The 20,186-nt window shown below is 74.1% G+C and carries 18 protein-coding genes and 1 pseudogene; 13 read left to right on the top strand and 6 right to left on the bottom strand.

Going from position 1 to position 20,186, the window contains the following annotated elements; genetic code table 11:
- Positions 1-153 precede the first annotated feature (153 nt).
- Positions 154-1,338, top strand: coding sequence for an ROK family transcriptional regulator (locus K7G61_RS15220; RefSeq protein WP_225847353.1), 1,185 nt, complete (start codon positions 154-156; stop codon positions 1,336-1,338).
- Between the two features lie 234 nt (positions 1,339-1,572).
- On the opposite strand, the gene K7G61_RS15215 is transcribed toward K7G61_RS15220, so the two are convergent.
- Positions 1,573-2,349, bottom strand: coding sequence for a VOC family protein (locus K7G61_RS15215; RefSeq protein ID WP_225847352.1), 777 nt, complete (start codon positions 2,347-2,349; stop codon positions 1,573-1,575).
- A 223-nt stretch (positions 2,350-2,572) separates the two neighbouring features.
- Here K7G61_RS15215 and K7G61_RS15210 point away from each other — a divergent pair, with 223 nt between their 5' ends.
- Positions 2,573-3,403, top strand: a complete 831-nt coding sequence (locus K7G61_RS15210; protein ID WP_225847351.1) for a sulfurtransferase — start codon at positions 2,573-2,575, stop codon at positions 3,401-3,403.
- A 135-nt stretch (positions 3,404-3,538) separates the two neighbouring features.
- Here the strand turns inward: K7G61_RS15210 and sepH are convergent, their stop codons facing one another.
- The 3 genes from sepH to K7G61_RS15195 form a co-directional block, all read right to left on the bottom strand.
- The gene (gene sepH / locus K7G61_RS15205) at positions 3,539-4,615 is read right to left on the bottom strand and encodes a septation protein SepH (protein ID WP_225847350.1); all 1,077 of its coding nucleotides are present in this window, start codon (positions 4,613-4,615) and stop codon (positions 3,539-3,541) included.
- Between the two features lie 351 nt (positions 4,616-4,966).
- The gene (locus tag K7G61_RS15200; RefSeq protein WP_225847349.1) at positions 4,967-6,304 is read right to left on the bottom strand and encodes a D-arabinono-1,4-lactone oxidase; all 1,338 of its coding nucleotides are present in this window, start codon (positions 6,302-6,304) and stop codon (positions 4,967-4,969) included.
- Positions 6,246-7,508: an MFS transporter gene (locus tag K7G61_RS15195; RefSeq protein WP_225847348.1), complete on the bottom strand. Its 1,263-nt coding sequence runs from the start codon at positions 7,506-7,508 to the stop codon at positions 6,246-6,248. Before K7G61_RS15195 ends, K7G61_RS15200 begins: the two co-directional genes overlap by 59 nt.
- A gap of 89 nt (positions 7,509-7,597) precedes the next feature.
- On the opposite strand from K7G61_RS15195, the gene K7G61_RS15190 reads away from it, so the two are divergent.
- Both K7G61_RS15190 and K7G61_RS15185 read left to right on the top strand, forming a co-directional pair.
- Positions 7,598-8,782: a ferrochelatase gene (locus tag K7G61_RS15190; RefSeq protein ID WP_225847347.1), complete on the top strand. Its 1,185-nt coding sequence runs from the start codon at positions 7,598-7,600 to the stop codon at positions 8,780-8,782.
- Positions 8,783-8,793: 11 nt separating this feature from the next.
- A complete protein-coding gene (locus K7G61_RS15185; RefSeq protein WP_225847346.1) occupies positions 8,794-9,615 on the top strand; it encodes an inositol monophosphatase family protein in 822 nt (273 codons plus the stop codon).
- Positions 9,616-9,887: 272 nt separating this feature from the next.
- Here K7G61_RS15185 and K7G61_RS15180 read toward each other — a convergent pair whose 3' ends face one another.
- A complete protein-coding gene (locus tag K7G61_RS15180; protein WP_225847345.1) occupies positions 9,888-10,061 on the bottom strand; it encodes a hypothetical protein in 174 nt (57 codons plus the stop codon).
- A 313-nt stretch (positions 10,062-10,374) separates the two neighbouring features.
- On the opposite strand from K7G61_RS15180, the gene K7G61_RS15175 reads away from it, so the two are divergent.
- From K7G61_RS15175 to K7G61_RS15160, 4 genes are all read left to right on the top strand, one after another.
- Positions 10,375-11,028: a response regulator transcription factor gene (locus K7G61_RS15175; protein WP_225847344.1), complete on the top strand. Its 654-nt coding sequence runs from the start codon at positions 10,375-10,377 to the stop codon at positions 11,026-11,028.
- A gap of 123 nt (positions 11,029-11,151) precedes the next feature.
- Positions 11,152-12,351, top strand: a complete 1,200-nt coding sequence (locus tag K7G61_RS15170; RefSeq protein WP_225847343.1) for a HAMP domain-containing sensor histidine kinase — start codon at positions 11,152-11,154, stop codon at positions 12,349-12,351.
- Positions 12,352-12,791: 440 nt separating this feature from the next.
- Positions 12,792-13,091 carry a DUF4193 domain-containing protein gene (locus K7G61_RS15165; protein WP_033173914.1) on the top strand — a complete coding sequence of 100 codons (300 nt, stop codon included), beginning with the start codon at positions 12,792-12,794 and terminating at the stop codon, positions 13,089-13,091.
- Positions 13,092-13,103: 12 nt separating this feature from the next.
- Positions 13,104-13,892, top strand: a complete 789-nt coding sequence (locus K7G61_RS15160) for a hypothetical protein (protein WP_225847342.1) — start codon at positions 13,104-13,106, stop codon at positions 13,890-13,892.
- A 114-nt stretch (positions 13,893-14,006) separates the two neighbouring features.
- Here the strand turns inward: K7G61_RS15160 and K7G61_RS15155 are convergent.
- Positions 14,007-14,501, bottom strand: a pseudogene (locus K7G61_RS15155) (DUF3093 domain-containing protein); the annotation flags it as partial.
- Between the two features lie 95 nt (positions 14,502-14,596).
- Between K7G61_RS15155 and K7G61_RS15150 the strand changes: the two are divergent.
- From K7G61_RS15150 to K7G61_RS15130, 5 genes are all read left to right on the top strand, one after another.
- Complete coding sequence (locus tag K7G61_RS15150) at positions 14,597-15,202, top strand: PaaI family thioesterase (RefSeq protein ID WP_225847341.1); 606 nt, start codon at positions 14,597-14,599, stop codon at positions 15,200-15,202.
- Entirely contained in the window at positions 15,199-15,732 is a 534-nt protein-coding gene (gene dut, locus K7G61_RS15145) for a dUTP diphosphatase (protein WP_225847340.1), read from the top strand. Before K7G61_RS15150 ends, dut begins: the two co-directional genes overlap by 4 nt.
- 2 nt (positions 15,733-15,734) lie before the next feature.
- Positions 15,735-16,511 (top strand): DUF3710 domain-containing protein, encoded by a 777-nt coding sequence (locus K7G61_RS15140; RefSeq protein ID WP_225847339.1) that lies wholly within the window; start codon positions 15,735-15,737, stop codon positions 16,509-16,511.
- A gap of 270 nt (positions 16,512-16,781) precedes the next feature.
- Entirely contained in the window at positions 16,782-17,453 is a 672-nt protein-coding gene (locus tag K7G61_RS15135; protein ID WP_225847430.1) for an ABC transporter ATP-binding protein, read from the top strand.
- 154 nt (positions 17,454-17,607) lie between these two features.
- A complete protein-coding gene (locus tag K7G61_RS15130; protein ID WP_225847338.1) occupies positions 17,608-20,148 on the top strand; it encodes a sensor histidine kinase KdpD in 2,541 nt (846 codons plus the stop codon).
- The last annotated feature ends 38 nt before the right edge of the window (positions 20,149-20,186 follow it).

Genomic DNA, 20,186 nt, shown 5'->3' with positions numbered 1-20,186 from the left:
CCCACTCGTACCGCCCACCCGTATCGCCCTTGCCGCCCCTGCCGCCCCCGAACGAGCGGGCCGGGCTGCCGTGAGCGCGCCGCGGCCGATCGTGCGCACCCCGTGCGGCCCCGTACCCTGCAAGAGCCGTACGCGCCGCACCCCTGGGGGGCCATGAAGGACACGCCAGCGAACCTGCGGGAGGTCGGACGGCTCAGGGTGCTGGAAGCGCTGCACGCCGCGCCGCGCACCAGCCGGCCCGAACTGGTGCGGGCCACCGGTCTGTCCAGAGCGACCGTCTCCTCGCTGGTCGCCGATCTCGTCGCCGCCGGCCTGGTCACCGAGGACGAGGCGGGGGAGGAGCCCGCCGACGGGCCGCGGCGCACCGGGCGGCCCGCGCAGGCGCTGTCGCTGGTGCCCGAGGCGGGGTACGCCATCGGCGCGGACATCGGCCACCAGCACGTCCGCCTCATGCTGTGCGACCTGTTCGGCGGCGTGCGGTGGGAACGCTGGGCCGCCAAGGACGTCGACCGGGCCCCCGAGGAGACCCTGGACCTGGTCGCGGCACTGTCCCGCGCGGCGCTGCGCGACGCCGACGTGGACCGCTCCCGGGTGCTCGGCATCGGCGTGGGCATAGCCTCCCCCGTGGACAAGGACACCGGCGCCCTCGGCGCGGACGGCATCATGCCCGGCTGGGTCGGCCTGCGCCTCACCGACGAACTGCGCGACCGCACCTGCCTCCCGGTCCGCGTCACGAACGACGCCAACGCGGGCGCGCTGGCCGAGCGGATGTACGGCGCCGGGCGGCAGACCGTCGACATGGTCTACGTCCGCCTGTCCGCGGGCATCGGCGCGGGGATCGTCAGCAACGGCCGGCTGCTGGTCGGCGCCCGCGGCCTGGCAGGCGAGATCGGGCACCTCCCGCTGATCCCCGACGGGCTCGTGTGCCGCTGCGGCAACCGCGGCTGCCTGGAAACGGTGGCCAGTCCGGTGGCCATAGCCCGCCTCCTCACCGAGAGTTGGGGCCAGCCGGTCGACGCCCGCGACCTGCCCGCGCTGATCGCGCAACGCAACACCGGCGTGCTGCGGGCCGTGCGTGACGCCGGTGACGCCGTCGGCCGCGCTCTGTCCGCCCTGGTCACCCTCCTCAACCCGCAACTCGTCGTGATCGGCGGCGACCTGGCGAGCGCGGGCGAGGACATCCTCGAACCCGTACGGTCCGGGGTCCGCCGCCACACCCTGCCGTCCGCGGTCGCCGGACTCGACGTCGTCACGGCCGGTCTCGACGAAAAGGCGGAGGTCCGCGGCGCGGCGGCGCTGATCCTCGCCGACGCCCCCGCCCTGCTCTCCGGAGCTTAGAACTCCGAACGGAATGGCCGCCCTGCTCGCGCCCCCTGGCACCGCACCTCTCCCCCTGCCTGCGGCGGGGGGACCCCCAGTTGCCGGTTCGTCCGAGTACGCCCAGTACGAGGACGAACCGGCGCCTTGCGATGTACGGCACCAGACGCCGCTAGCTGATCGGACGCCCATTCCGTTCGGAGCTCCAAGGGCCCGCCCCGCGGGCCGCGAGGACCGGTTCCGCGCGCGACGGGGTCAGGCCGGTGCCGGGGCGAGGAGGGCGAAGGCCGCGCCTTCCGGGCCGACGAGCGTGGCCGCGCGGCCGCAGGGGGAGTCGTACGGCGGGTCCACCACGCGCCCGCCGAGCCCGGCCGCGCGGTGCACCGTCTCGTCCACGTCGACGGTCTCGAAGAAGGTCGTCCAGTGGGCGCCGCGGTCGCGCGGCAGGCGCGAGCCGAGGCCGTGGACGCCCGCGACGGCCCTGCCGCCCACGGTCAGGACGACGCGGTCGGGCTCTTCACCGGCGGACGGCTCGGCACCCGAGCCGAACACCACCTGGTAGAACTTGGCGACCAGCGGCGACTCCCACGTCCGCAGCTCGCTCCACGCCACGGACCCCGGGCCGCCGGTCGGCTCCGCGCGCGCGGACCGTTCCCCCTGCCGGATGCCGAACACCGCGCCCGAGGGGTCCGCCGCGATCGCCAGCCTGCCCTCGCCTTCGGCGTTCAGCGGTCCGACGGCGACCGTGCCGCCGCACGCCCTGACCAGCTCCGCCGTCCCGTCCACGTCGTCCGAGGCGAACATCGTCGTCCAGGCGACCGGGCGCAGCGGCTCGGCCGGGCCGTCGCCGATGGCGGCCACCCGCCGCCCGTCGAGCAGCGCCGAGGTGTACGCGCCCCGCCGCCCGGGGTCGTGCTCGAACTCCCAGCCGAACAGGGCTCCGTAGAAGCTCCGCGCCTGATCCGCCCGGTGGACCATGAGAGTGGCCCAGCAGGGCGTGCCGGGCAGGCGCCTGCCCGCTACCTCCGTCATGCGAAACGTACTCTCCTCGGGGCGCGCCTGGGCGCGTCCGTCATCTCAAGGCAGGCGGCCCGCCGATGTCCGCCCCCCGCCGGCGGGCGCGCCCTGGCCGCGCCGCGTGCGTCGGCCGGAGCCGGGGCGCGGGCGAAATGGTATGCCCTGTGTGGATCGGCGTCATCACCGTATGAGGTGATCCGGTCACCGACCGGTGGAGGCCGCACGCCACAATGGGCACATGCAACCGATCATCTCCGCCGCCGAACTCGCTCAAACCTCCGAATCCCGCGTCCTCTTGGACGTCCGTTACCGGCTGGGCGGCCCGCCCGGGTATCCGGAGTACGCCAAGGGGCACATCCCCGGGGCGCGTTACGTCGACATGGACGCCGAACTCGCCGGGGCGCCCGGGCCGCGCGGGCGCCACCCGCTGCCCGACGCCGAGGCGTTCGGCGCGGCCATGCGCAAGGCCGGGGTCGGCGCGGACTCCGACGTGGTCGTCTACGACGACGGCAACGGCTGGGGCCCCGCCCGTGCCTGGTGGCTGCTGCGCTGGGCGGGGCACGAGCGGGTACGTGTCCTCGACGGCGGGCTCGACGCCTGGCGGGCGGCCGGGTTGCCGCTGTCCACCGAGGAACCCGCCCCCGAGGAGGGCGACTTCGTGCCGCGGCCGGGGGCGATGCCCGTGGTCGACGCCGACGGCGCGGCCGCGCTCGCCCGCCGCGGCCTGCTGCTGGACGCCCGCGTGCCCGAGCGGTACCGGGGCGAGGTGGAGCCCATCGACCCCGTCGCCGGCCACATCCCCGGCGCGGTCAACGCGCCCACCACCGCCAACGCCGGCCCCGACGGCCGCTTCCTGCCCGCCGCCGACCTCGTGCGCCGGTTCGAGGCCCTCGGCGCGGCCTCCGGCCGGGAAGTCGGCGTCTACTGCGGCTCGGGCGTCTCCGCCGCCCACGAGATCCTCGCGCTCGTCCTCGCGGGGATCTCCGCCCCCGCCCTCTACCCGGGCTCCTGGAGTGAGTGGACGGCCGACCCCGCCCGGCCCGTGGCCACCGGCTCGCAGCCCGGCTGAGCCCGCGCGCGGAACGCACGCCGAGCCGGGCGGTACGAGGACGCCCGGCGAACCCGTCCCGCCCGGCGGGACGTGCGGCAGGGCCCCGGGGCCAGGAGGTCCCGGGGCCACGGGGGTCCCGGGGCCCCGGCGGGCCTACTCCTTCTTGCGCCGGCTGCCGAAGACGATCTCGTCCCAGCTCGGCACCGTCGCCCTGCGGCCGGGTCGGACGCCGTCCGCTTCCGCCTGCCGGTCGGTGGTGCCGACCAGGCGGTCGCGGTGCCCGGCGACGGCACGGGGCATCAGGACGTCCGCGTAGGCCGATCCCGCGCTGGCGGCGGGAGCCGCCTCCTCGGCGGACTCCTCGGGAACCTCGGCCGCCGGGGCGGTGTCGGGCGCACCCGGGGGCGCGGGCACGACCATGTCGCCGCGGAAGCTGGGCACCGCTTCGAGCAGGCTGGTCAGGGAGTCCCGCTCCTCCGGTTCCGCACCGCGCTCGCTCTCGGCGCGGGCGGCCTCGGACCGGTCGGACGAGGACTGCCGGTCGAGGGCACGGTCCAGCGGGCGGTCCCTGGGCAGCCGGGCGATCCTCGGCACGAACGGGAAGCTCGGCTCGGCCGCCTGGCTCTGCGCGGTCTCGCCGATCAGCGAGCGGGCCTCGTCGTCCACCGCCTGCACCAGGCGGCGCGGCGGATCGTACGTCCAGCTCGCCGAGTGCGGCTCACCGGCGACCCGGTAGACCAGCAGCACCTCCCAGGTGCCGTCGTCCCGCCGCCAGGAGTCCCACAGCACGGTGTCCTTCTCCGCGCCGCGCAGCAGCAGCCGCTCGGCCACCGCCTCCCCGAGCTGCGGCCCGGTGCTCTCGCCCTGCCGCCGCACCGGGGTCTTCCTGGCCCGCTCGGCCATGAACGCCCGCTCGGCCAGCACCGGCCCCTCGAAGCGGCGGACCCGCTCCACCGGGATCCCGGCGAGCTGGGCGACCTCCTCGGCGGAGGCGCCGGCGCGTATCCGGGCCTGGATGTCGCGCGGCCGCAGATGGCTCTCGACCTCGATCTCGATCTGGCCGAGCCGCGCCCTGTCGTTGCGCACGGCGGCGCGCAGCCGCTCGTCGATGGGGAGGGTGTACTCCGTGCTGTCGGCAGCCTTGAGCACCAGTCGTGTGCCGTCGTTGCTGACGGCCACGACGCGCAGTTCGGGCACGGTTACCTCCCGGGTGGTGCCTGCCGACGTCACGTGCGTCGCTGCTCCCGTTGGACGAGTCTGGCCTGCCCAGGTGCAGCGTGCCACAACCTTGCAGAGTTGCCCGGCGTGTCGCATGTCCGCGGTGACACGCCGTCATGGGACGGTGGACGATTGGCCACTGTCCGTGACCAATCATGGCACCCCGGGACCAGGGTCGTCAGCTCCTTTCCCCATCGGTCCCCGCGACCGGAGAGCAACCGGGGGCCGGGACTGGTCACGGTACTCCATTCGGGCCACCGGAGGGTGGCCGCCGCGCCACCGAATCTCCTCCCGGGAGCCGGGAGTTGAGTGACGCAACTCACAAGTGCGCCCTGTGCGCCCCGGGCAAATCCGGACGTACGGCTACGAACCCAGCACGCGGCGCAGATAGTCGTTGCCGAACAGCCGCTCGGGATCGAGCCGGTCCCGCAACCGGGTGAATTCCCCGAACCGGGGATAGACGTCCGCCAGGTAACCGGCGTCCCGGGTGTGCAGTTTGCCCCAGTGCGGACGCCCGCCCCGCTCCGTCATGATCTTCTCGACCGCGGTGAAGTACTCCTGGTACCGGCTGCCCCGGTACATGTGCACCGCGATGTACGCGCTGTCCCGCCCCGACGCCGTCGACAGCGGGATGTCGTCGGCCGGCGCCACCCGCACCTCCACCGGGAAGCTGATCCGCAGCGACGAGCGCTCCACCATCGCCTTGAGCTCCCGTATCGCGTCGACCGCGGCCGCGCGCGGCACGGCGTACTCCATCTCCACGAACCGCACCCGGCGCGGACTTGTGAAGACCTTGTACGGGATGTCGGTGTACGTGCGGGCCGACAGCGCGCGGCTGGAGATCCTGGCGATGCCCGGGATGGCGGCCGGCGCCGCCCGGCCCAGGGCGCAGGCGGCCTGGAAGACGCCGTTGGACAGCAGCTCGTCGTCGATCCAGCCGCGCACCGCCGGGACCGGGGCGGCCGGCCCCCGGCTGCGGTTGTTGCGCTTGGTGACGCAGCCCTCGGTGTGCGGGAACCAGTAGAACTCGAAGTGCTCGTTGTCGGCGACGAACTGGTCGAACTCGGACGTGACCCGGTCGAAGGACATCGGTTCCTCACGGGCGGTCAGCAGGAACAGCGGTTCCACCGCGAACGTGATCGCGCTGACCACGCCCAGCGCGCCGAGCCCGATCCTGGCCGCGGCGAAGACCTCGGGGTTCCGCGTGGCCGAGCAGGTCAGCACCGAGCCGTCGGCGGTCACCAGCTCAAGCGCCCTGATCTGGGCGGCTATCGAGCCCGAGTCGCGGCCGGTGCCGTGCGTGCCGGTGCTGGTGGCGCCCGCGACGGTCTGCACCATGATGTCGCCCATGTTGGTCAGCGACAGGCCCTCGGCGGCCAGCGCCGCGTTGAGCTGCTTGAGCTGCACCCCGGACTCCACCGTGACCGTGCCGGCCGCGGCGTCGATCGAGCGGATCGCGGTCAGCCCCTCAGGGCGGATCAGCACGCCGTCCGTGGCGGCCGTCGTGGTGAACGAGTGGCCGGATCCCACCGCCTTGACGGTCAGCCCGTCGGCGGCCGCCCGGCGCACCTCGGCGGCCAGTTCGTCCACCGAGGCGGGGGCCACCGAGCGCGCGGGACGGGCGGACACGTTGCCCGCCCAGTTACGCCACGCCGTCGCCTCCGGCCGGCTCTGCGTACGACTCGCCGCGGATATGCCCATCGCCGTCCGACTCCTTCCGCTCCTGCGCCGGCCGCAGCCGGCCGCTCCCGAGGAAAGCCACCGCCACGGCGAGGACCGCCGCGCCGGCCGGCACCGCGAACCCCGCCGAGGCGCCGTGCGCGTCGATCACCCGCCCGGCGAGCGCGGCCCCGGCGGCCACGCCCACATTGAGCCCCGTGGTGGTCCACGTGATGCCCTCGGTCAGTTTCGTCCGCGGCACCAGCCGCTCGACCAGGCCCATCGCGGTCACCATGGTGGGAGCGATGGTCACACCCGAACAGAACAGCGCCAAGGCCAGGAACCAGAGGTTTCCGACCAGTAGTGGCGGGATCATACTCACCGCCATCACGGACACGCCCACCAGGAACCGTCCGGTAGGGGTGCCGCGCGGGGTGAGCACCCCGAAGACCAGTCCGGCCAGGCACGACCCGAGCGCGTAGGCGGCCAGCACCAGGCTCGCCAGCGCCTTGTGCCCGCGCTCGCCGGCGAACGCGACCGTCACCACCTCGACCGACCCGAACACGGCGCCGGTCCCCACGAACGCCGTGACCAGGACACTCAGGCCCCGCTCGCGCAGCGCGGAGCCGTCCGCCGCGTGCCCGGGCGGGTGCGGAGGCGGCTCCGTGCCGCGCTGGGCGGTCAGCAGCAGCACGCCGACGCCCAGGAACACGGCCGCCAGCAGCGGCCCGGCCTCGGCGAACCAGACCGTGCACAGCCCGATCGACAGGATCGGCCCGACGATGAAGACGATCTCGTCCACGACCGATTCGAAGGAGTACGCGGTGTGCAGCAGGCTGGGCGCGCCCCGATGGACGGTCGCCCAGCGGGCCCTGACCATCGCGCCGAGGCTCGGGGTCAGCCCGGCGAACAGCACGCACACGAAGTACGTCCACCGCGGAGCCCCGGTCCGTACCCCGATCAGCAGCGCGGCCGTCGCGGCGACGGTCACGGCGGTCACCGGCCGCAGTACCCGCCGCTGCCCGTGCCTGTCGACCAGCCGGGACACCTGGGGACCGCACAGCGCCGTGGCCAGCGCCAGGGTCGCCGACAGGGCGCCCGCGAGGCCGTAGCGCCCGGTCACCTGCGAGATCATCGTCACGATGCCGACACCCGCCATGGACATCGGCATCCGGGCGACCAGCCCGGCGGCGGAGAAGCCCTTGGTGCCCTTCGGCGTGAAGATGGCGCGGTAGGGGCTCGTCATTCCGGACTCCGGTAAGGAACATGGCTGGTCCACACAGCTTACGGAGGCGGGCAACGGGTTTTCCGGGCCGGGATGGCAGGATCGGGGGCATGTCCGAAGCCGCATCGTCCGAAGCCGCCCCCGCCCCGGCCGCGTCGCCCCGGCAGGCGCCGTCCGACGCCGCACCGCCCGAATCCGCGCACCCGTACGACGCCTTGCTGCTGCTCTCCTTCGGCGGTCCCGAGGGGCCCGACGACGTCGTGCCCTTCCTGGAGAACGTCACCCGCGGCCGCGGCATCCCCCGCGAGCGGCTCAAGGAAGTGGGCCGGCACTACTTCCTGTTCGGCGGGGTCAGCCCGATCAACGCGCAGAACCGCGAACTGCTCCGGGCGATCCGCGAGGACTTCGCCGGACACGGTCTGGACCTGCCGGTGTACTGGGGCAACCGCAACTGGGCGCCTTACCTCACCGACACCCTGCGCGAGATCAGTGACACAGGGCACCGCCGCGTCCTGGTCCTGGCCACCAGCGCCTACGCCTCGTACTCCGGCTGCCGCCAGTACCGCGAGAACCTGGCCGCCTCACTGGCCGTCCTCGCCGACGAGGGCCGCCCGGTGCCGCGCGTGGACAAGCTGCGGCACTACTTCAACCACCCGGGGTTCGTCGAGCCCATGGTCGACTCCGTCCTCGCCGCCCTTGCCGCGCTTCCCGCGGACGTACGCGACGGCGCCCGGCTCGCCTTCACCACCCACTCCATCCCGACCGCCGCGGCCGACACCTCGGGTCCCGTGGAGGGCCACGGCGACGGCGGCGCCTATGTCGCGCAGCACCTCGACGTCGCCGGCCTGGTGGCGGACGCGGTCCGCGAGGCCACCGGGGTCGAGCGGCCCTGGCGGCTGGTCTACCAGTCCCGCAGCGGCGCCCCGCACATCCCGTGGCTGGAACCCGACATCTGCGACCACCTGGAGGCGGAGCACGCGGACGGCGCGCCCGCCGTGGTGATGGTGCCGATCGGCTTCGTCTCCGACCACATGGAGGTCAAGTACGACCTGGACACCGAGGCCGCCGCCAAGGCGGCGGAGCTGGGCCTGCCGGTGAGCCGGGCGGCCACGGTCGGCGCCGACCCGCGCTTCGCCGCGGCGATCCGCGACCTGGTCCTGGAGCGGGCCGCCACCGAGCGGGGCCGGACCCCGGTCCGGTGCGCGCTGGGCGCCCTGGGCCCCAGCCACGACGTCTGCCCCGCCGGCTGCTGCCCGGCCAGGAACCCCCAGCCGGCCGCGGCCGGCACCGACTGAGGAGCGCCCCGATGAGCCCATCGACCGAATCCCAGGCGGCGGGGGAACACGCCGAGCTGCTCGCCGTCGCCCTGGAGGCCGCCCGCCGGGCGGGCGCCCTGCTGCGCGACGGCCGCCCGGCCGACCTCGGCGTCGCCGCCACGAAGTCGAGCCCCATCGACGTCGTGACCGAGATGGACATCGCCGCCGAGAAGCTGATCACCTCCCACATCGCCCGGCTGCGCCCGGACGACGGCGTCCTCGGGGAGGAGGGCGCCAGCAGCGAGGGCACCAGCGGGATCCGCTGGGTGATCGACCCGCTCGACGGCACGGTGAACTACCTCTACGGCCTGCCGTCCTGGGCGGTCAGCATCGCCGCCGAGAAGGACGGCCGGACCCTGGTCGGCGTGGTCGAGGCGCCGATGCGCGGCGAGACGTACCAGGCGGTGCTCGGCGGCGGCGCCCTCGTCAACGGCCGGCCCGCCCGCTGCCGCCCCGCCCCCGACTTCGCGCACGCCCTGGTCGGCACCGGCTTCGGGTACCTCTCGCAGCGGCGCGCGGCCCAGGCCGAGGTGGTCCGCACCCTGGTCCCCCGGGTACGGGACATCCGCCGCGCGGGATCGGCAGCGATCGACCTGTGCGACGTCGGCTGCGGGCGGCTGGACGCCTACTACGAGCGCGGGCTCAACCCCTGGGACCTGGCCGCGGGCGATCTGTTCGCCCGTGAGGCCGGCGCCCTCACCGGCGGCCGCCCGGGCGAGCCGGCCTCCGGGGAGCTGACGGTGGCCGCTCCGCCCGGCCTGTTCGAGCCGCTGCAGGGCCTGCTGGAGGAGCTGGGGGCCTGGCACGACTGATCGGGCCCGCGGCCCCGCGCCGGCCCCGTACGGGGGACGGGGCGGCCGTGACGGCCGTCCCGCGGCGGCCGCCGCGGCCGCGCTTTCCGGGGCGGGAGGCGCGCGCCGGGCGCGTCCGCGCCATGGAAGGCGCCGGGACGCGCCGGGACGCGCCCTGGCTGCCCCCGGGGACACGCCCGGGGCCGCCCCCGGGGGCGCGCCCGGGCATGCGAACGCCCCGGCACCGTCCTTCGGTGACCGGGGCGTGCGGCTTGGGGGTCGGCCGACGCGGCTCAGGCGACCTTGGGCCGTACGTCCACGCCGTGCTCGGCCGCGAGGCGGCGCAGGTCGTCGAGCTCACCCTGCTCGACCTCGGCGAGGTAGTCGTCCCCTGTCTCCCGGGCCCGGCGCAGGTCGGACTCCGTGGAGCGTATGCGCTGCAGGATTCCCGTCGTGAAAGCGTCCATATGCGGCCCCTCGTCGTCTCCGTTGACACGGGGATGTGTCAACGCCCGTGCCAAGCGCGAACGCGCCGGCAAGGCGTGGTGGTCGGGTGTACAGCCGTCCTCCCCACCGAGCCCGAGGCGGAAACCTCGCGGACACCGGGGAAATTCCGGTGATCGCGCCGGGCGCTTCGCCCCCACCCGCCCCCGTCCCGCTGCCTTGACGACCCTTACCGCCGGTTTACGGCGTTCCGGTGCACGATTGGAGGCGGGGGCCATGCCTTTTCCGCCGCCCTTTCCACCGATCGTCTCCACCGTTCATGGAAGGAACAGCGCCTTGCGCGTACTGGTCGTCGAGGACGAGCAGCTGCTCGCCGATGCGGTTGCCACCGGGCTGCGCCGCGAGGCCATGGCCGTCGATGTCGTGTACGACGGCGGCGCCGCCCTTGAGCGGATCGGCGTCAACGACTACGACGTGGTCGTCCTCGACCGTGACCTCCCCGTGGTGCACGGTGACGAGGTGTGCCGGCAGATCGTCGGGCTCGGCATGCCCACCCGGGTGCTGATGCTCACCGCCGCGGGCGACGTCAGCGACCGGGTCGAGGGCCTGGAGCTGGGCGCCGACGACTACCTGCCCAAACCCTTCGCCTTCACCGAGCTGACCGCCCGGGTGCGCGCCCTGGGCCGCCGTACCACCGCCGCCCTGCCCCCCGTGCTGGAGCGCGGCGGCATCCGGCTGGACCCCAACCGCCGCGAGGTGTTCCGCAACGGCGACGAGGTGCGACTGGCGCCCAAGGAGTTCGCCGTCCTGGAGGTCCTCATGCGCAGCGAGGGCTCGGTGGTCTCCGCGGAGCAGCTCCTGGAGAAGGCCTGGGACGAGAACACCGACCCCTTCACCAACGTGGTGCGGGTCACCGTGATGACCCTGCGCCGCAAACTCGGCGAGCCCCCGGTGATCGTCACCGTGCCGGGCTCCGGCTACCGGATCTGAACCGCCGTGACACCTTCGACCCCCCACGTACCGTCCTCGCAGTCCGCGTCCCCGCAGCCGCCCCAGGCGCCACGGGCCCCGGGGGGACACCCTCCGGCCCGGCCGACCGCGCCCCCGCGCCCCTTGTGGAACCCGCAGCCCCAGGAGAGCACGGCGCCCTGGCTGCGGCCCACCATCCGGATACGGCTGACCGTCCTGTACGGCGGCATGTTCCTGATCGCCGGTGTCGTGCTGCTGTGGATCATCTACCTGCTGGCCGCCCAGGCCCTCCACCAGGGCAACGAGCCGTTGTTCAGCATCACCAGCGGCAACGTCACGATCAACAGCAACGCCTGCCCCGGCCTGGGGTCCCACACCAGCGCCGACGCCTTCCAGCAGGCACTCGCCCAGTGCATGGACGCCCGCCGGGCGGCGGCGCTCAACACCCTGCTCAAGCGGTCGCTGATCACCCTGATCGGCATGGCCGTGGTCGCCTTCGCGTTCGGCTACGTGATGGCCGGCCGGGTGCTCGCGCCGCTCGGCCGGATCACCAGGACCGCGCGCGGCGTGGTCGGCTCGGACCTCAAGCGGCGGATCGAGCTCGACGGCCCGGACGACGAGCTGAAGGAGCTGGCGGACACCTTCGACGAGATGCTGGACCGGCTGGAGCGCTCCTTCGACGCCCAGCGGCGCTTCGTGGCGAACGCCTCGCACGAGCTGCGCACCCCGCTGGCGATCAACCGCACCCTGCTGGAGGTGCAGCTGTCGGACCCGGGCACCTCGCCCGAGCTCCAGCAGCTCGGCAAGACCCTGCTCGCCACCAACGAGCGCAGCGAGCAGCTCGTGGAGGGCCTGCTGCTGCTCGCCCGCAGCGACAACGAGATCGTGGACCGCAAGCCGGTGGACCTGGCCGAGGCTGCCTCCCAGGCGCTCGATCAGACCCGCGGCGAGGCGCAGGCCAAGGGCGTGGAGCTGCGTTCGGACCTCACGGAGGCGGTCGTCCAGGGCAACGGTGTGCTGCTGGAGCGGATCGCCCTGAACCTGGTGCAGAACGCCGTGCGGTACAACGTGCCCGGCAACGGCTGGGTGCGGGTCCGCACGGCAGTGGAGGGCGGTCAGGCGCTGCTGGTGGTGGCCAACACCGGCCCGGTCGTCCCGGCGTACGAGATCGACAACCTCTTCGAGCCGTTCCGGCGGCTGCGTACCGAGCGCACCGGCAGTGACAAGGGTGTCGGGCTCGGCCTGTCCATCGCCCGCTCGGTGGCTCGGGCGCACGGCGGGGTGATCACCGCGGAGCCCAGGGAGGGCGGTGGCCTGGTCATGCGGGTCGCCATCCCGCTGTGAAGCACGTCACCCGCGTCCGGGCGCCAGGTCACCCGGGCCCCTCCCGGCCCACCCGACACGCCCCGGTGTCTGTTCGCTTTGCGAGTAATTTCAGGGTCTGTGCGGGGCCGGAACGGGTTGTGAGCAATAGCACACCGACTCGATTCTTCATGTACGCTCGGTGAGCGCCTGGCCAGGGAAAAGGACCGGAAAATCCATGTTTCCGCAGGTCATGATCACGGGAAGTACACGTGAGGGCACCTGTGGCGTATGACTTTCGGACCGCCACGGACCATGATCGGCCACCCGCGCGCTCGCCCCTCGGGGGTCGGGCTTGGGTGTCGATTGAGTAACGGGCCTTGATGTGAGGCAAAATCTCCGCCTCGGGTCGGGCACAAGTCCGGCCTCCCGCGCGTTACGTGCGCTGGAGACACCGCAGACACCCACAGGGGGAGAGCGACATGGCAACGGATTACGACACCCCACGCAAGACCGACGACGATGTCAACGAGGACAGCATCGAGGAACTGAAGGCCCGGCGGAACGAGAAGTCGACCTCCGCCGTCGACGTCGACGAGTTCGACCAGGCCGAGTCCCTCGAACTGCCGGGCGCCGACCTCTCCAACGAGGAACTGTCGGTCCGCGTGCTGCCCCGCCAGGCGGACGAGTTCACCTGCATGAGCTGCTTCCTGGTGCACCACCGCAGCCAGCTGGCGTCGGAGAAGAACGGCAACCCGATCTGCCGCGACTGCGCGGCCTGATCCCCGAGTGCCATGACCGGCTTGCCGGAAGGCCCCGAGGACGCCGAGCGAGGCCGGGCGGCCTCGCTCGCGGCCGCCACCGCTCGCGGGGTCTCCCGGAGCGTCGTCCGGGGAGTGTCCTGGACGGCGTCCAGGACGGTTTCCCGGAGCGCGTCCTGGAGCGTGGCCCGAGGCGTGTTCGGCACCGCCCGCGCGGGCGGCCGTATCGCCCGGGTCGGCATCGGCTCGGTCGCCGAGCGGCTCGTGGAGACCGCACCGCGCATCCCCGTGCGCGACCTGGCGACCCTGCGCGCACAGTTCCCCGGGCTCGATCCCGAGGACGTCGCGGACCGGCTGATCGCCGCCGCGGTCAAGGGCACGATGACGGTGGGCGCCGGTGTGGGCGCCGCCGCGATGATGCCCACCCCGCCCGCCATGCCGGCGGAGGTCGCCGCCGAGACCCTCGGCGTCGCGGCCATCGAGTACAAGCTCATCGCCGAGCTGCACGAGCTCTACGGGCTGCGCGCGCCCGGCACGGCCCGGGACCGCGCCACGGCCTACCTGTGGGCCTGGTCCCAGCAGCGCGGCATCGACGTGCTCAAGCTGTCCACCGTCAACGTGGCGGTCGGCACCTCCATGAAGAAGGAGCTGCGCCAGCGGCTGCTGCGGCGCACCCTGCGCCACACCCCCGCGCTCACCCCGTTCCTCATCGGCGCGTCCGTCGGCGCCCTGATGAACAGGCGCGACACCCGCAGGCTCGCCGAGCGCGTACGGCACGACCTGCGCGCCGCGCAGCGCCCCCGCCCGGCCGAGCCCGCCTGACCCGCCCGGCGCCTAGGCGCCTGCCGCCGGTCCCGCCCCGCCGCCCGTCTCCCGTTCGCCCGAAAAACCGCCACCCGTCTCCTCGCCGGCCGTCCTCCCCGTCCCGCCGCCCGCCGCCGCGACCGCGGCCTGGAGCGCCTGGGCCAGCCGCTTGGGCGAGCGCGTCGACAGGTAGAGGTAGGGCGTCGGGTCCTGCGGATCGGTCACCTCGACCTTCAGCGCCGTCGGCACGTAGGAGCGCAGCAGCATGAACGCCCGCTGGTCCGCCTTGTACGACCGCCAGGCCGACGCCTCGGCCTCGTCGAGCACCACCGCCTCGCCCAGCGCTGTCACCGGAATCCGCGCCTTGCCCGCCACAAGGGAGCCGGCGACCACACGGATGCGCACCGAGCCGTAGGAGCTGACGGCCGTCATCGCCAGGACGCCGCCGCCTGCCAGGCCCGCGAGCATCGCCAGCGGGCCGAAGGGGAAGAGGATGATGGCCATCGCCACCCCGGTGCCGACGGCCATCACCCACCAGGACCGCGGCACCGTCAGGCGCTCGTCGTAGGGCTGGGGGGCGCCGCCGGAGGCGCCGCGCGGGGCGGGCTGCGACGGGCCGGAGGACACACCGGGAAGGGCACCAGACATGGCACCAGACTGCCATGCCCCGCTGCGCGGACGCGGGAAGGGAAAGGTTCCCGCAGGAGGGTAGGGTCTGCGGCGTGAGTTCAGCCACGACACCCCCGAGTCACGGACGGCAGGGCCTGACCCCGCCGCCCGACGCGACCGCGCCGGTGCGCCATCCGGACGCCCCCGGGCCCGGCGAGCTGCTGGGCGCGCACTACGACCAGTGCTTCGGCTGCGGTCAGGACCAGGCGCACGGGCTGCACCTGGTCACCACGGCCGGCGAGGGTGTCAGCGTCACAGCGGAGTTCACCGTGCGGCCCGCCCACCAGGGCGCGCCCGGACTCGCCCACGGCGGCGTCCTGGCCACCGCCCTCGACGAGACCCTGGGCTCGCTGGGCTGGCTGCTGCGGACCATCGCCGTCACCGGCCGTCTGGAGACGGACTTCGTGCGCCCGGTTCCGGTCGGCGCCACCCTCCACCTGTCGGCCCGCTGCGTGGCGGTCGCCGGCCGCAAGATCTACAGCACCGCCGAGGGCCGGATCGGCGCCCCGGACGGCCCGCTGGCCGTCCGCGCCGACGCCCTGTTCGTCGAGGTGAAGATGGAGCACTTCACCAGCAACGGCCGCCGCGAGGAGATCCAGGCCGCGCTCGCCGACCCCGACCGGGTCAAGGTCGCCCGCGCCTTCGAGGTGAACCCGTGAGCCCCGCTCCGCGCCCGCCCGTGGACGTCCTGCTGCGCCGCCTCGACGAGTCCGTGCCCGTCCCGTCGTACGCGCACCCCGGCGACGCGGGCGTCGACCTGGTGACCACCGAGCCCGCCGTACTCGCCCCGGGGGAGCGGGCGGTCCTGCCCACCGGCATCGCGATCGCCCTGCCCGACGGGTACGCGGCCTTCGTGCATCCCCGCTCCGGACTGGCCGCCCGCTGCGGCGTCGCGATGGTGAATGCCCCGGGAACGGTCGATGCCGGGTACCGTGGGGAGATCAAGGTGATCGTGGTCAATCTCGACCCGCGTGAGAGCGTCGGATTCGAGCGGGGCGACCGGATCGCCCAACTGGTCGTTCAGCAGGTCGAGCGGGTCAGGTTCCACGAAGTGGCGGAGCTGCCCGGCTCTGCCCGGGCCGCGGGGGGCTTCGGCTCCACGGGGGGTCACGCCGCGGTGGAGACGCCGCAGGCGGACACGTCCACCAACGGATACGCATCGGTCCTCAGCGACCGGGAAGGACAGTGACCGTGTTCCGTCGTCGCAAGGTGCGCGAAGACGCCATCGACGAGTTCGACGAGGCCGAGAGCCCGGAGGAGGAGTCGGAGCAGACCGCGGAAGCAGCGGAGCCGGAGGACTCCGGCGGGTCCCGGTACAACCTTCCGCCCGCTCCGCGTCCCGACGGGCCGTGGGACATCAGCGAGGTCCAGCAGCCCGGCGAGGGCCGGGTGGACCTGGGCGGTCTGTTCGTCCCCGGGGTGGACGGCATGGAGCTGCGGGTCGAGGTCGCGGGCGAGTCCATCGTCGCCGCGACGGTGGTGCTGCGCGACAGCGCCATCCAGCTCCAGGCGTTCGCGGCCCCCAGGTCCGAGGGCATCTGGGGCGAGGTGCGCGACGAGATCGCCTCCGGCATCACGCAGCAGGGCGGCATCGTCGACGAGGTCGAGGGGCCGCTCGGCTGGGAGCTGCGGGCCCAGGTGCCGGTGCAGTTGCCGGACGGGACCAACGGCGTCCAGCTCGTCCGCTTCGTCGGCTGCGACGGCCCGCGCTGGTTCCTGCGCGGCGTCATCTCCGGCCAGGGCGCGGTGCAGCCGGGCGCCGCCGGAGTGCTGGAGGCCGTCTTCCAGGACACCGTGGTGGTACGCGGCGACGCCCCGATGGCGCCGCGCGACCCGATCGTGCTCCAGCTGCCGAACGACGCCCAGATGGTCCCGGACGGCACGGCGCCCGACCAGGCCGACGTCCAGAAGTTCGGCGACGGCATCGACCCGATGCGGCGCGGCCCGGAGATCACCGAACTGCGTTAGCGCCGGGAGCGCGCTCCGCCGGATCCGGGAGCGCGCGTCCGGCCGCCGTACCGCACGGCGTAAGGACCACGTACGCGCCGCGTACGGAACCGTGTACGGACCCTGTACGGACCGCTGGGCCGTGCCCGTTGCCCCCACTGCCCGGTCGCCGATACGTTCGGCGGCCGGGCGGTTTCGTCGCACGGGGAGAACACGGGGGGAACGAGGATGAGCGGGACACCGGCCGCGTCCGCGGCCACGTCGCCGGCGGGCGGGGCGGACGGCGACGCCATGGTGGTGGTCGAGGACCTGTGCCGTACGTACGGCAGCGGCGAGACCGCCGTGCACGCCCTGCGCGGGGTCTCCTTCAGCGTGCAGCGCGGCCGGCTCGTCGCCTTGAAGGGCCGGTCCGGCTCGGGCAAGACCACGGTCCTCAACCTGGTCGGCGGCCTGGACACCCCGGACTCCGGCGTGGTGCGGGTGGACGGCGTCGACCTGTCGGGCCTCGGCGAGGACGGCCTGCTCGGCCTGCGCCGCGACCGCATCGGCTTCGTCTTCCAGTCCTTCGGCCTGATCCCGATCCTCACGGCCGCCGAGAACGTGGGCGTCCCCATGCGGCTGCGCAAGGTCCCCGCGCGCGAGCGCGAGGAGCGCGTCGCCCTGCTGCTCTCGCTCGTCGGCCTGTCCGACCACGCGGCCCAGCGCCCCACCGAGATGTCCGGCGGCCAGCAGCAGCGCGTCGCCATCGCCCGCGCGCTCGCCAACCGCCCGGTCCTGCTCATCGCCGACGAACCCACCGGCCAGCTCGACGCGGACACGGGCCTCGCCGTCATGGAGCTGCTGCGCGCGGTCGTCCGCTCCGAGAACGTCACGGCCCTGGTCGCCACCCACGACCCGCAGCTCATCGGCCTGGCCGATCGTGTCCTGGAGCTGCGCGACGGCCGCACGGCCGAGACCGCCTGACGCGCCCGCGCCCCCGCCCCGGGCCGCTTCCCGGTCTCCCGCGGGCCGGATCGGGCATCCGGTACGGCGGGCCGGGCGTCAAGACGCCGTCAAGGTGCGCCCGTGCGGGGCACCCGGTCCCGTTTGTCCGGTTCGCTCGTTCTAAAGTCGAGGCATGGCACGCGGCACGCTGCGCATCTACCTCGGAGCCGCCCCCGGCGTGGGCAAGACGTACGCCATGCTCGCCGAGGGGCACCGGCGTGCCGGGCGCGGCACGGACGTGGTCGTCGGCTACGTCGAGCACCACAGCCGGCCGCGCACCGAACTCATGGCGCGCGGCCTGGAGGAGGTGCGCCGCAAGGAGGTCGGCCACCGCGGCGCCGTCTTCCCCGAGATGGACGTCGACGCGATACTCGCCCGCGCCCCCGAGGTGGCGCTGGTCGACGAGCTCGCCCACACCAACGTGCCCGGCTCGCGCAACGCCAAGCGCTGGCAGGACGTCGAGGAACTGCTCAAGGCCGGCATCGACGTCGTGTCCAACCTCAACATCCAGCACCTGGAGTCGCTCGGCGACGTGGTGGAGGCCATCACCGGCGTGCGGCAGCGCGAGACCGTGCCCGACGAGGTCGTGCGCCGCGCCGACCAGATGGAACTGGTCGACATGTCGCCCCAGGCACTGCGCCGCCGCATGGCCCACGGCAACATCTACCCGCCCGACAGGATCGACGCGGCCCTGTCGAACTACTTCCGCCCCGGCAACCTCACCGCGCTGCGCGAGCTGGCGCTGCTGTGGACCGCGGACCGGGCCGACGAGCACCTCCAGCAGTACCGGGCCGACCACCGCATATCCGGCGTCTGGCAGGCCCGCGAGCGCATCGTGGTCGGCCTGACCGGCGGCCCCGAGGGCCGGACGCTGATCCGCCGGGCCGCCCGTATGGCCACCAAGGGGTCGGGCGGGGAGATCCTCGCGGTGCACATCGTCAGGGACGACGGCCTGGCGTCCGGGCGCACCCGGGAGCTGGCCGAGCAGCGCGGCCTCGTGGAGGACCTCGGCGGCACCTTCCACCAGGTCGTGGGCGACGACGTCCCCGACGCCCTGCTCGACTTCGCCCGGGGCGTCAACGCCACGCAGATCGTGCTGGGCACCAGCCGCCGCAGGACCTGGCAGTACGCCCTGGGGCCCGGCGTCGGCGTCACCGTCGCCCGCGAGTCCGGCGACATAGACGTCCACATCGTCACCCACGAGCACGCCGCCAAGGGCCGCGGCCTGCCCGCCGCCCGCGGCGCCCGGCTGGGCCGCTCCCGCGCCGTGGCGGGCTGGCTGGCCGGCGTGGGCGCGCCGCTGCTGCTGACGCTGCTGCTCACCCGCTCGCGCCCGGGCGCGAGCCAGTCCACCGAGATGCTGCTCTTCCTCACGCTGACCGTGGCCGCCGCCCTGATCGGCGGCCTGTGGCCGGCCCTGGCGTCGGCGCTGGCGGGCTCCGTACTGCTCAACTACTACTTCACCGCGCCCACCCACTCCTTCACCATCGCCCAGCCCGAGAACATCATCGCGCTGGTGATCTTCGTCCTGGTCGGCGCCGCCGTCGCCTCCGTGGTCGACCTCGCGGCCAGGCGCGCCCAGCAGGCGGCCAGACTGGGCGCGGAGGCGCGGATCCTGTCGTACCTGGCGGGCGGCGTGCTGCGCGGCGAGAGCGGCCTGGAGGCGCTCCTGGAGCGGGTGCGGGAGACCTTCGGCATGGAGTCGGTGGCGCTGCTGGAACGGGCGGGCGAGAACGGCGAGTGGACGTGCGCGGCCCGTGTCGGAGGTCCGCCCTGCCCGCGGCCGGAGGAGGCCGACGTGGACGTGCCCGTCAACGAACGGTTGTCGCTGGCGCTGACCGGGCGGGTCCTGCCGGCCGCCGACCGCCGCGTCCTGTCCGCGTTCGCCGCTCAGGCCGCGGTGGCCCTCGACCGGCGGCGCCTGGCCGACCAGGCCGAGCAGGCGCGTGCGCTGGCGGAGGGCAACAGGATCCGCACCGCGCTGCTCGCCGCCGTCTCCCACGACCTGCGCACCCCGCTGGCCGGCATCAAGGCGTCGGTCTCGTCGCTGCGCTCGGACGACGTGGCCTGGTCGGCGCAGGACGAGGCCGAACTGCTGGCGGGCATCGAGGAGGGCGCCGACCGGCTCGACCACCTTGTGGGCAACCTGCTCGACATGTCCCGGCTGCAGACCGGCACCGTCACCCCGCTGATCCGCCAGGTCGACCTGGACGAGGTGGTGCCGATGGCGCTGGGCGGGGTGCCCGGGCACGGCGTCGCCCTGGACGTCCCCGAGACCCTGCCCATGGTCGCCGTCGACGCCGGGCTGCTGGAGCGCGCGGTGGCCAACGTGGTGGAGAACGCCGTCAAGTACAGCCCGGAAGGCGCCGAGGTGCTGGTGGCCGCCAGCGCGCTGGCCGACCGGGTCGAGCTGCGGGTGGCCGACCGCGGCCCGGGCGTCCCGGACGGCGCCAAGGAGCGCATCTTCGAGCCCTTCCAGCGGTACGGGGACGCGCCGCACGGCAACGGCGTCGGCCTGGGCCTGGCGGTGGCCCGCGGCTTCGCCGAGGCGATGGGCGGCACACTGACCGCGGAGGACACTCCCGGCGGCGGCCTGACCATGGTCTTCACCCTGCGCGCGGCCCCCGGTGGCGCCCCGGCCCGCCCCGGCCTCCCGGCGGAGGCGACGACATGACCGGCGCGCCGCCCCCGGCGCCCCACCGCCACCGGCCA

Source organism: Streptomyces sp. HPF1205 (assembly GCF_020400825.1).
In the GTDB taxonomy this organism is placed as follows: Bacteria; Actinomycetota; Actinomycetes; order Streptomycetales; family Streptomycetaceae; genus Actinacidiphila.
Note: the sequence above shows the minus strand (reverse complement) of the source record. Positions and strands in the feature narration are given on the sequence as shown.